We start from the raw sequence: 12,053 nt of genomic DNA, 5'->3' as shown, positions 1-12,053 counted from the left end.
CATGAAATTGTTATGATACGCTCTCGATTCCCAAGTTGCAGGCTTCAATGATTCCGGGAATATCGGCATCGGAGATTTCCTTTTTCACGTCGGCGAACTTTAGAAATTCCTGATAAACTTCATCCAATTGGCGTTTGGTCAGCTCATAGCCAACAATTTTTGCCCGGTAGGCCAATGCCGCTCGGCCACTTCTTGCGGTCAGTACTATCGAAGATTCATTGACACCGACATCTTCGGGATCCATAATTTCATAGGTTTCCCTATTCTTGATGACCCCGTCTTGATGAATGCCTGAACTATGCGCAAAGGCGTTCGCCCCGACGATGGCCTTGTTGGGCTGAACCACCATTCCCATTTTCCGGGACACCATCTGGCTGGTATCGTATAGTAATTTACTGTTGATATTTGTGTCGAGATTTAGGTCGGGGTGCTGGCGCATGATCATTACGACCTCTTCTAAAGAGGTATTTCCGGCCCGTTCACCGATACCGTTAATCGTGCATTCGATCTGTCTTGCCCCGTTCATTACCCCTGCGATGGAGTTGGCGGTGGCCAGGCCCAGGTCATTGTGGCAATGGCAAGAAAGTATGGCCTTATCTATGCCCGTTACGTTTTCCTTCAGGTATTTCATTTTGGCGCCGTATTCCTCTGGAAGGCAGTATCCCGTAGTATCCGGAATGTTCAGTACCGTGGCTCCCGCTTTTATGACCGCCTCACAGACCTTGGCCAGGAATTCGTTATCGGTACGGCCGGCATCCTCGGCATAAAACTCTACATCCTCAACAAAAGTCTTGGCATATTTAACGGCGTTTACGGCTCGTTCGATAATGGCCTCGCGATTGGAATTGAACTTGAATTTTATATGGGAGTCGGAAGTACCGATTCCCGTATGAATCCGTGGTTTTTTGGCGAACTTCAAGGCTTCCGCAGCTACTTCGATGTCCTTTTTAACGGCGCGTGTGAGTCCGCATACCGTTGCATTTTTTACCAATTTGGAAATCGCTTCGACGGATGTAAAGTCACCGGGACTAGATATGGGAAACCCCGCTTCGATAATATCCACACCCAAATCATCCAAACGTTCGGCAATGACCAGCTTTTGGTCCGCATCCAGTTTACATCCGGGCACCTGTTCGCCGTCACGCAATGTGGTATCAAAAATCTGTACTATATCTTTACCCATTATATTTTGTACTTTAGCTAGCTTATGTTGAAATCGTTTGCATTTTCACTTCTACCTACCAAATGCGAATGTATTCGGTTGTCAATACAAAATCCAGACACGTTCATAATCGATGGTTACGAATATAAGGGTAAATGGTCAGTTGAACTACCGAATAAAATCATTAGTACAACGCCAAGTGCGTTTTAGTACTGTATAAGCCATTGAATAACAGCTATATAAACTATAATTATTACGATGACAAATGCCCATAGGGATGCCTTGTTCGTTTTGGTGAAGTCCCTTTCGAAATCGGAAAAGCGTCAATTCAAATTGTATGTCGGCCGGTTGGGGGTAAATACGGATGCCAAATTCTTGGCGCTGTTCAATCTGATGGACAAGATCAAGAAATACGACGAGAAAACCATCTTGGAAAGCGGAATCGTCAAAAAGGCCCAACTGTCGAACCTCAAGGCCCATCTTTACAAACAGATATTGGTCAGTTTGCGGTTGAACCCCGTCAACCAAACTATCCGATTGCAGATTCGTGAGCAGCTGGATTTTGCGACGATCCTATATCAAAAAGGACTTTACCGGCAAAGCCTTAAAATTCTGGACAAGGCCAAGACGACCGCCATCGAGAACCAGGAAAAGAATATCGCTTATGAAATCGTCGAGCTCGAGAAGATTATCGAGACTCAGTTTATTACAAGAAGTATTCCCGACCGGGCCGATGAACTTGCCGTTCAGGCCAAAGAGCTGTCCGCCCAAAATGTCATGACCAGCAAATTGTCGAATCTATCGCTGCAATTGTACGGTCTGATGCTGAAGGTCGGCTATGTGCGCAGCGATGATGATTATGTGAGGGTTAAGAATTATTTTGAAAGCCATTTGCCCAAATATCAGATCGAGGACTTGGGTTTTCGGGAAAAATTATGGCTCTATAAAGCGCATCTTTGGTATAGTTTTTTGACTCAGGATTTTTTATCCACCTATAAATACGCCACCAAGTGGGTGGATCTTTTCTATGAACAAAAGGAACAGATCTATTTGAATCCCGTTTTTTTTATCAAGGGGAATCATTATTTGCTAGAGTCTTTGTTTTATGTGAAATACGCATCCCAATTCAAACAAACGCTTGAACGTTTGGAAAAGGTAGTAGGGGGAAAGGATTTCCCGAAAAACGACAATGTTGCTTCCTTGGTATTTCTCTATGTGAACGCCAATAAGCTGAATCTCCATTTCTTGGAAGGCACTTTCAAAAAGGGATTGTACCTGGTCAAGATTGTCGAATACGGAATCAATAAGCACAAAGACCGCATCGATGCCCATCACATCATGTTGTTGTACTATAAGATTGCCTGTCTTTATTTCGGTATTGGCGACAACAAGACGTGTATACAGTACCTGAAAAAAATCATCAACAACCGAAACCTAAAAATGCGAGAGGACCTTATGTGTTTTTCGCGGGTCTTGAGTTTGGTCGCGCATTATGAGGCGGGAATGGATTACCATCTTGAAATACAGTTGAAGAGTACCTACAAATTCCTTTTAAAAATGAACGACCTGCATGCCGTTCAGAAGGAAATGATCAAGTTCTTGCGGAATTTAGGGGGAATCTACCCCCATGAACTGAAAAACGAATTCCAAAAACTGCACACGGAACTGAAAAAGTATGAGGACCATCCCTATGAAAAACGGGCCTTTTTGTATTTGGATATTATTTCGTGGTTGGAGAGCCATTTGGAGAACCGGGCGGTCGCGGAAATCATTCGGGAAAAGGCGATGGCGGTGAAACGGTGAAACTGCAAATTGGGTATTATGTAATGCTGGCCACCAATGAAGCCAAAAGTTTTATTTGCCTTTATTTGACGCCAAACCCAAGCCCCAAGCCCCAAACCCCAAACGCAAAGCGCAAGTCGCTACACGCCAAATATCGTTTAGCGAATAATCAATCTCTTGCCAGAAAAATAATTGCTTTTTGAACCGACCGACCACCTTTACCTCCAAAAACTTTCTGGAAATCAATCTGGCCATGCTCCTTTTAAGCACATCAGGGCCTTTTGGCAAGTTTATTATTTTGCCCGTGCCTTTGACCATTGCGATACGGGCTCTATTAGCTCTGTTATTACTGGTGCTTTACTGTAGGTTTAAGGGCATTTCGTTTGGCGTTCGAAGTACCGACAGTTGGCCTATTGTTTTAAGCGGATTGCTTATGGCCGGCCATTGGCTGGCATATTTTCATGCCTTACAGCTATCGAACGTCGCCATCGGAATGCTTTCTTTGTTCACCTATCCCGTATTCACTTCGTTTTTGGAGCCGCTATTTTTGAAGACCCGCTTTCAGAAAATCCATTTGCTACTGGGAATTTTGGTATTGTTCGGTCTATATTTTCTAGTGCCGGATTTTAGTTTTGGAAACCAAAATACGGTAGCCATTGGATTTGGGTTGTTGTCCGCCCTATGTTACGCCATTCGCAACCTGATATTGAAAACGAAGGTAGACAAGTATCAAGGTTCGCTGTTGATGACCTATCAAATGGTCATCGTTAGCCTACTGCTCGTGCCTGCTTATTTTTTGTACGACCTAAACGCGATTGGGCAACAGTGGGAAGGGCTTTTGGGAGTGGCATTGATTACTACGGTCTTGGGACACACGATGTTCATCAATTGTTTCAAATATTTTTCCGTCACGACAGTCAGTATTCTTAGTAGTATACAGCCCGTTTATGGTATTTTGATCGGGGCGTTGCTGTTGTCGGAAATACCTGATTGGACTACCGTTTTGGGTGGAATCTTGATTTTAGCCTCTGTAGTTGTGGAGAGCGTACGGTCGTACCGTTGATTTTTTGAAGAGACATTTACAAACAGGCATCCCAAACCGGATCTCGAGGCGGGGGAGCGGTCAATGCAAGCAATTCCTTTTTTACGGGATGTATCAAGCTAAGGCTTCGCGCATGTAAGTGGATGCTGGCGTCCTTGTTGCTCCGGTCGAATCCATATTTTAGGTCGCCTTTGATGGGACATCCGATGGCGGAAAGTTGTGCGCGTATCTGATGGTGGCGGCCTGTTTTGAGGTCGATTTCGAGTAGGAAATAGTTGTCGAGCTTTCTGACCATTCGATATTCGAGAATGGCCTTTTTGCTATCAGAATCCTCTTTGTGATTAGTGTATGACTTGTTCTGTTTCGGGTTGCGTTTGAGCCAATGTACTAGCGTGTCACTTTCTTTTTCAGGGGGATTCTTTATGACCGCCCAATAGGTTTTTGTCGTTTTTTTTTCGGCAAACAATTTGTTCAGGCGCGGCAGGGCCTTCGAGGTTTTGGCGAATACTACGATTCCCGATGTGGGGCGGTCCAATCGGTGGGCAACCCCGAGATAAACGTTGCCGGGCTTGTCGTACTTTTCTTTGATATACAACTTAACGACTTCGCTTAGCGGCATATCGCCGGTCTTGTCGCCTTGCACGATATCACCCGGTCTTTTATTTATGACGATCAAATGGTTATCTTCATAGAGCACCTGAAGATTTTTCGGATTTGAAAGTATCTTATCGACCACAATAGCTTCAATTTTTTAACACCAAACCCTAATCAACAAAAATATCAAAACCTAGTACTGTTCCTCATCACTCGGAAAATCCCGACTTTTCACATCGGTCACATATTTTGAAATGGCATCACCCATCTCCTCATACAAATTCATATAGCGCCTTAAGAAACGGGGATGGAACTCGTAGGTCATCCCCAGAAGATCGTGTATAACCAAAACCTGTCCGTCCGCATGTTTACCGCCGCCGATGCCGATGGTGGGTATGGTTAGACTCTCGGAAACCTTTTTAGTTAGGGAGGCTGGTATTTTTTCCAAAACGATGCCAAAACACCCCAGTTTTTCGAGGAGATGGGCGTCTTCCATCAGCTTATCGGCTTCCTGATTTTCTTTGGCGCGAACCGTGTAAGTGCCGAACTTATAAATACTTTGTGGCGTTAGTCCCAGGTGGCCCATCACGGGAATACCTGCATTGAGAATTCGTTTTACGGACTCCTTAATTTCAATGCCGCCTTCGAGTTTGACCGCATGTGCCCCGCTTTCCTTCATTATGCGTATGGCCGACCGCAAGGCTTCCTTTGGATCGCTCTGATAACTGCCAAAGGGAATATCGACCACCACCAATGCCCTGTCCACCGCACGTATGACCGAGGTGGCATGGTAAATCATCTGGTCCAGTGTTATAGGTAAGGTGGTTTCATGGCCCGCCATCACATTACTGGCGGAGTCACCTACCAAAATAACATCGACATTGGCCGAATCCACAATTTTGGCCATGGAATAATCGTAAGCCGTGAGCATGGAGATTTTCTCTCCGTTCTTTTTCATATCCACGAGGGATTTTACGGTTATCCGTTTGTATTCTTTTTTTGCGGTGGACATCTATTTTCTATTTGGTTGTTTGGGGATAAATGTAAGGATTTTGTTTCTACACCTCCCAACCCTGGCGGTATTGACGCCCTACGAACTGGTTCGCTTCCTCCAGGTTGGTGATCCTCATATTTTCGCCGTCCCATAGCAATTTTTTTCTTCCGAAGAATTCCATATTGCCTTGCGCGTTTTCTCTGCGTAACATGTAGCTACGGATGGCCAGGTTGCCCATCAACACGGTTTCCGTCATCGGGCCGGCATAATCGAACGAAGAGGTCAGGCCTCTGTGAAGTTCGCTGTCGAAACCGGCCTTGCAGGCATTGACCCATTTGCGTTGATGACCGTATTCCGGTTCGAGGTTCGGTTCGGTCTCGGGGCCGAATTCCGTCGTGCCATCATTTAGGTACAGTTTGGGCATTAAGGGGGAACTGTCGTTGATATTGGTGGTGATAATGCCCTTTTCGCCGATGATCATGACGCCGTTCTGGCTGTCCTTCCCTCCGATATCGCTATTAGCGGGAATGATATCAGGGTGCGAGGGACGTATACCACCATCGCTCCATGTCATTTCGATAGGGGCTTTCGTCTTTTCCGTGGCATCAAAATTCAAGGTGATAAAAGAGGATGCAGGGCAGCCTTCGGGATGGTAATTGGGAGTCCACATTTGCGAAAAGACCGATCCCACGCTACATTCCGCTCCGGTGGGATATTTGAGGTTCAGCGTTCGAAAGGGGATATCGATCAAATGGCAACCGACATCGCCCAAGGCGCCCGTACCATAATCCCACCATCCCCTCCAACTGAACGGATGCAAATTGGGGATGTACGGCTTTTTTTCCGCTGGCCCCAACCAAAGACTCCAGTCCAACGCATCGGGTTTAAGGCTAGGGTCGGGGGCGGGCATGGCACCACCTTGGGGCCAGACCGGGCGGTTCGTCCATACCTGTACCTTCGATATGGTACCTATCTTACCGTCGTCGATCCATTTTTGAACAATGTTCAAAAGTCCGTTTGAGCCGCCTTGGTTCCCCATTTGGCTGACAATTTTATGGTCCCGCGCCATTTGGGTGAGGGTTCGGGCCTCACGAATGTTGTGGGTCATGGGTTTCTGTACATAAACATGTTTCCCTAGTTGCATGGCGTAGGATGCTGCCGGGGCGTGAACGTGATCGGGCGTGGAAATAGTGACCGCATCAATGCCTTTTTCCTTGTCCAGCATTTCCCGGTAATCCGCATACCTTTTGGCTTTGGGAAAACGCTCGACGGAAGCTTTGGCCGAACCTGCAAAATCGACATCGCAAAGGGCAACCACTTTTTCACGGCCGTCTACGGAAGCGTTCCTAATATCGCTGGCCCCTTTTCCGCCCGCGCCTATCGCAGCGAGGTTCAGTCGATCGCTCGGTGCCATATAACCGACACCCCCAAGTACATGTCTGGGAACGATAAATATAGAAGAAGCTAAAGCTCCTTTTTTAATAAATGATCGGCGGGTGGTATTCGATAAGGCATCCTTTTTATTTTTCATGATGTTTTTGATTTGTGTGAAACAATGAAGCATTTAAAGGTATTAAAATTTATAGGATGGCGAAACATTTTATCCGTAATCGGGCAAATCCTCGAAATTTTTATAATCCTCAGAAAATAATCCTCTATTTTCAAAATAGTCTTGTGCATGATTCCTTATATTTATCGCTTCAATTAAAAATCCAAAAATGAAGAACACCTTAAAATTACTCGTTGCAATACTCACTGTGCTTGCCGCAGGACAATCATACGTTCAGGCACAGGAAGCCAATCCTCTTAAGGGAAAATGGGATATGGTGATTCAGCAAGACGGTGCGGCACTCCCATCTTGGCTGGAAATCAAACATTCGGGAATTAAGACTTTAGTCGGCCGTTTTGTCTATGCCAACGGTAGCGCACGGCCTATATCGGAAGTGAAGGAAAATGACGGCATATTTAGTTTCAGCATACCTCCCCAATGGGAAGATGCCGTTTCCGATTTGGAGTTCGAAGGTAAAGTGAAAGGGGACGGTCTAGAAGGAACTATGGTCTACACAGATGGAAAGACCTACAATTGGACCGCCACTCGGGCACCAAAACTCTCCTATACCGAAAACCCTAAATGGGGCAAACCGATTCAACTTTTTAACGGCAAGGACGTTTCCGGATGGAAGGCCAGTGGCGAAAAGAACCAGTGGATCGTTGAAGATGGAATTTTAAAGAGTCCCGAATCAGGTTCGAATCTTGTTTCCGAGCAGAAGTTCGAGGACTTCAAATTGCATGTGGAGTTTAAAGTGCCGGAGGGAAGCAATAGCGGCATCTATCTTCGCGGTCGCTACGAGGTGCAGATAACCGATGATCATGGCAGCGAGCCTAGCAATGTGCTTTTCGGAGGCGTATACGGATTTTTGACGCCCAACGAAATGGCGGCCAATCCGGCCAGCGAGTGGCAGACCTATGACATTACCTTGGTAGGCCGCAGGGTAACCATAGTTGCCAACGGGAAGACGATTATCAGCGAACAGAATATTCCCGGTATTACCGGTGGCGCCATCGATAGCAAAGAGGGCGAACCCGGAGCGTTTATGATACAAGGGGATCACGGATCTGTTTCTTTTCGAAAGTTTGTGGTTACGCCGAGGGTGGAGTAGGGCTAACAATCACTCATATTAATGCCCACGGCCAATCCGCCTTCCGAAGTCTCCTTATATTTTGAGCTCATATCCTTTGCTGTGGCCCACATGGTTTCAACTACTTTATCCAACGAAACTTTAGCGTCCTTTGGGTCGGAGCCGAGGGCCAGTTCGGCGGCATTTATGGCTTTGATTGCCCCCATGGAGTTGCGTTCGATACAGGGAATCTGAACAAGGCCACCGATAGGATCACAGGTAAGTCCGAGATGGTGTTCCATAGCAATTTCGGCTGCCATTAGCACTTGCTCCGGTGAGCCGCCTAAAAGCTCGGTCAAGGCGCCGGCCGCCATGGCGGAGGATACTCCTATTTCCGCCTGGCAACCGCCCATGGCCGCAGAAATGGTGGCTCCCTTTTTAAAGATGCTTCCTATTTCACCGGCTACCAACAAGAATTGTTTGATGTGCTTGAAGTCCGCTTCATGGTTTTCGATGACCAGATAGTACATGAGAACGGAAGGAATAACTCCGGCACTGCCGTTGGTCGGCGCGGTCACGACCCTTCCCAAAGAGGCATTGACCTCGTTTACTGCAAGGGCAAAACAACTGACCCATTTTAAGATTTGGCGGAATTTCACTTCCGTGCTTCGAATGATTTGTAACCATTCCCCGGGTGTGGCATATTTGTTGGCATCGCCCAGCATTCCTCTATTCAGCTGGTAGGCCCTTCGCTGTACGTTTAATCCGCCTGGCAGTTTACCTTCCGTATGGCATCCGAGGTACATGCATTCCAACATGGTATTCCAAATCTTTTGGATGTGGGCATCGATTTCGGAATCGCTTCGGAGTGAACGTTCGTTTTCCAGTACCAGTTCTGAAATGGAAATATTTTTGCCGGTACAGTAGGCCAGCAGTTCCTTTCCGTTCTGCACGGGAAAGGGAAACGTATCGAAAGTCGCTTGTTTGCTTTTGGCGTTTTTGCGGGCTTTGACGACTACGAATCCGCCGCCGATGGAATAGTAGGTATTCGATTTCTTTTTCCCCGATGTCAAGGTCGCCTCGAATTGGAGTCCGTTGGCATGGAACTCCAAAAATTTCCGGTGGAAAAGGATATCCTCTTTGGGGTCGAAGGCAACTTTTCGGATATTCCCAAAATTTAATACATGGCCTTCCTTTATATCCTTAACGATACTATGGATATCCTCAATGGGAATTTCCACCGGATCGACACCCGATAAACCCAACATCACCGCATAATCCGTCGCATGACCCTTTCCCGTTAAGGATAATGAGCCATAGATATGGACCTGAATTTTTTCGACCTCGGTAAAAAGCCCGGCAGTCTTCAGCTCTGAAATCCACCGTTCCGCAGCCCGCCATGGTCCCAAAGTATGTGAGCTAGACGGGCCGATACCGATTTTAAGCATGTCGAAAATACTGATGCATTCCATTCTTTGATTAGCATTTTTAGTATTAGTATAGGTAAAGATAGGATAATTAAAGAATGGAAAAATTCCAAATTTCAAAGCACCAAATTCCAAAGGGGTCAAGAGACCATCGATTGTCGTAACGTTATATTTTGGGATTTGGAATTTGATTTATTGGAATTTGAGGGCCCTCAGCTCTCTAAATGACATCCTGTCAGTTTTATTCCCTTGGCATATTGTTTGACAATTAGTAATCGAAATCGAAAATAGATACTAATTTAATATATACAGCATGAGTAAGATTATAGGAATAGATTTGGGTACGACCAACTCCTGCGTTGCCGTGATGGAAGGTAATGAGCCGGTGGTAATCCCGAATGCGGAAGGAAAGCGGACTACCCCATCTGTCATTGCCTTTGTCGAAGGTGGAGAAATCAAGGTGGGCGATCCTGCGAAAAGACAGGCGGTGACGAATCCCGAAAAAACGATTTATTCTATCAAGCGTTTTATGGGCAACAAATATTCCGAATCCCAAAAGGAAGCGGAACGTGTACCGTATAAAGTGGTGAAGGGCGATAACAATACGCCAAGGGTCGATATCGACGGACGTATGTATACCCCGCAGGAACTTTCTGCCATGATTCTTCAGAAAATGAAGAAAACGGCCGAGGATTATTTGGGACAGGCGGTTACCCGAGCGGTCATTACCGTTCCCGCATATTTTAACGATTCACAGCGTCAGGCTACTAAAGAGGCCGGTGAGATCGCAGGATTGACCGTAGAGCGGATCATCAACGAACCGACCGCCGCATCATTGGCATACGGTCTCGATAAGAAGGATGTGGACCAGAAAGTGGTCGTATTCGATTTCGGTGGTGGCACACATGATGTTTCCGTTCTCGAATTGGGCGACGGTGTTTTCGAAGTACTCGCTACAGAAGGTGATACCCACTTGGGAGGTGACGATGTCGATCAAAAAGTAATCGATTGGTTGGCCGAGGAATTTAAGAAAGACGAAGATATCGATTTGCGTAAAGATGCCATGGCCTTACAGCGATTGCGCGAAGCCGCGGAAAAAGCGAAGATAGAATTGTCTTCTTCCTCGCAGACCGAGATCAACTTACCGTATGTTACGGCTACCGCTTCAGGACCTAAGCATTTGGTGCGCACATTGACCCGCTCAAAATTCGAGCAGTTGATAGAAGATTTGGTAAAACGTACCATCGATCCCTGCCAAAATGCATTGAAGGCAGCGGGACTCTCAAAGAGCGATATCGATCAGGTTATTTTGGTCGGTGGTTCCACTAGGATACCCGCCGTACAGGAAGCCGTCGAAAAATTCTTCGGAAAAAAACCGTCAAAAGGGGTGAATCCCGATGAAGTAGTAGCCGTCGGTGCCGCGATTCAAGGTGGGGTTTTGACCGGTGACGTGAAAGATGTATTGTTGTTGGATGTTACACCGCTATCCTTGGGCATTGAAACTATGGGAAGCGTAATGACCAAGTTGATCGAGGCAAACACCACGATTCCTACCAAGAAATCACAGGTATTCTCCACCGCAGCCGATAACCAGCCCTCGGTCGAAATCCATGTCTTACAGGGAGAGCGACCTATGGCGACGGACAATAAGACAATAGGACGCTTCCATTTAGATGGCATTCCGCCCGCTCAAAGAGGTACGCCACAGATCGAGGTGACCTTTGATATCGATGCGAACGGTATCATCAAGGTTTCCGCGACCGATAAGGCGACCAACAAGTCCCAGGACATTCGAATCGAAGCGTCATCCGGATTGACCGATGAGGAAATTAAGAAGATGAAGGCCGAGGCCGAAGCCAATGCGGAATCCGATAAACAAGCGAAAGAAACGGCCGATAAGCTCAACGAAGCCGACAGCATGATTTTCCAGACCGAGAAGCAGTTAAAGGAATTTGGGGATAAACTTTCCGATGATAAGAAAAAGCCGATCGAAGAAGCTTTGGAGGAATTGAAAAAAGCACACGCCAGTAAGGACCTAGCGCAAATCACTCCCGCTTTGGATAAAATCAACGAAGCCTGGAAAGTAGCTTCCGAAGAAATGTACAAAGCCCAGGCCGATACGCAGCAAACCGGTGAACCTTCCACTAATGGACAGGATACAGCCGAGGCTAGCAAAGATGCCAAAGAAGGCGACAACGTAGAGGATGTCGACTTCGAAGAGGTGAAATAAAAGGCGTTTCTTGAACCTAAAAGGTCGAAAGAACCTTGTAGGTCGTATACCGATTAAGCCCGTCATGTTTTCAAAACCTGACGGGCTTTTTTAATGGCAGGGACAGATACAATAGATTCACCTCTACAATCCTTTATTTACCCTACGCAGGTAGAGAAAAAACGCATCTTTTTGGTATCATATATTTTGTTTAATGTTTTTAAC

General features: G+C 46.4%; 9 protein-coding genes. 4 read left to right on the top strand and 5 right to left on the bottom strand.

Annotated features, from left to right (window positions below; translation table 11 throughout):
- Window positions 1–10: 10 nt before the first annotated feature.
- Window positions 11–1,183: a 2-isopropylmalate synthase gene (locus ACEW8S_RS09810; protein ID WP_373517974.1), complete on the bottom strand. Its 1,173-nt coding sequence runs from the start codon at window positions 1,181–1,183 to the stop codon at window positions 11–13.
- 237 nt (window positions 1,184–1,420) lie between these two features.
- Here ACEW8S_RS09810 and ACEW8S_RS09805 point away from each other — a divergent pair, with 237 nt between their 5' ends.
- Entirely contained in the window at window positions 1,421–2,965 is a 1,545-nt protein-coding gene (locus tag ACEW8S_RS09805; RefSeq protein WP_373517973.1) for a hypothetical protein, read from the top strand.
- A 178-nt stretch (window positions 2,966–3,143) separates the two neighbouring features.
- Entirely contained in the window at window positions 3,144–4,007 is an 864-nt protein-coding gene (locus tag ACEW8S_RS09800; RefSeq protein ID WP_373517972.1) for a DMT family transporter, read from the top strand.
- A gap of 16 nt (window positions 4,008–4,023) precedes the next feature.
- On the opposite strand, the gene ACEW8S_RS09795 is transcribed toward ACEW8S_RS09800, so the two are convergent.
- The 3 genes from ACEW8S_RS09795 to ACEW8S_RS09785 are packed head-to-tail and all read right to left on the bottom strand — an operon-like array spanning window position 4,024 to window position 7,105.
- Window positions 4,024–4,722 (bottom strand): RluA family pseudouridine synthase, encoded by a 699-nt coding sequence (locus ACEW8S_RS09795; RefSeq protein ID WP_373517971.1) that lies wholly within the window; start codon window positions 4,720–4,722, stop codon window positions 4,024–4,026.
- Window positions 4,723–4,773: 51 nt separating this feature from the next.
- Entirely contained in the window at window positions 4,774–5,592 is an 819-nt protein-coding gene (panB, locus tag ACEW8S_RS09790; RefSeq protein WP_373517970.1) for a 3-methyl-2-oxobutanoate hydroxymethyltransferase, read from the bottom strand.
- Between the two features lie 46 nt (window positions 5,593–5,638).
- Complete coding sequence (locus tag ACEW8S_RS09785; RefSeq protein ID WP_373517969.1) at window positions 5,639–7,105, bottom strand: Gfo/Idh/MocA family protein; 1,467 nt, start codon at window positions 7,103–7,105, stop codon at window positions 5,639–5,641.
- A 187-nt stretch (window positions 7,106–7,292) separates the two neighbouring features.
- Between ACEW8S_RS09785 and ACEW8S_RS09780 the strand changes: the two genes are divergently transcribed.
- A complete protein-coding gene (locus tag ACEW8S_RS09780) occupies window positions 7,293–8,234 on the top strand; it encodes a DUF1080 domain-containing protein (protein ID WP_373517968.1) in 942 nt (313 codons plus the stop codon).
- Between the two features lie 2 nt (window positions 8,235–8,236).
- Here ACEW8S_RS09780 and ACEW8S_RS09775 read toward each other — a convergent pair whose 3' ends face one another.
- On the bottom strand, window positions 8,237–9,664 hold the full coding sequence (locus tag ACEW8S_RS09775) for an L-serine ammonia-lyase (protein ID WP_373517967.1): 1,428 nt from the start codon (window positions 9,662–9,664) through the stop codon (window positions 8,237–8,239).
- Window positions 9,665–9,932: 268 nt separating this feature from the next.
- Between ACEW8S_RS09775 and dnaK the strand changes: the two genes are divergently transcribed.
- Entirely contained in the window at window positions 9,933–11,849 is a 1,917-nt protein-coding gene (dnaK, locus tag ACEW8S_RS09770) for a molecular chaperone DnaK (RefSeq protein WP_373517966.1), read from the top strand.
- Window positions 11,850–12,053 lie beyond the last annotated feature (204 nt).

The sequence above is a fragment of the Pricia sp. genome (assembly GCF_041745955.1).
Taxonomy (GTDB): Bacteria; Bacteroidota; Bacteroidia; order Flavobacteriales; family Flavobacteriaceae; genus Pricia.
Note: the sequence above shows the minus strand (reverse complement) of the source record. Positions and strands in the feature narration are given on the sequence as shown.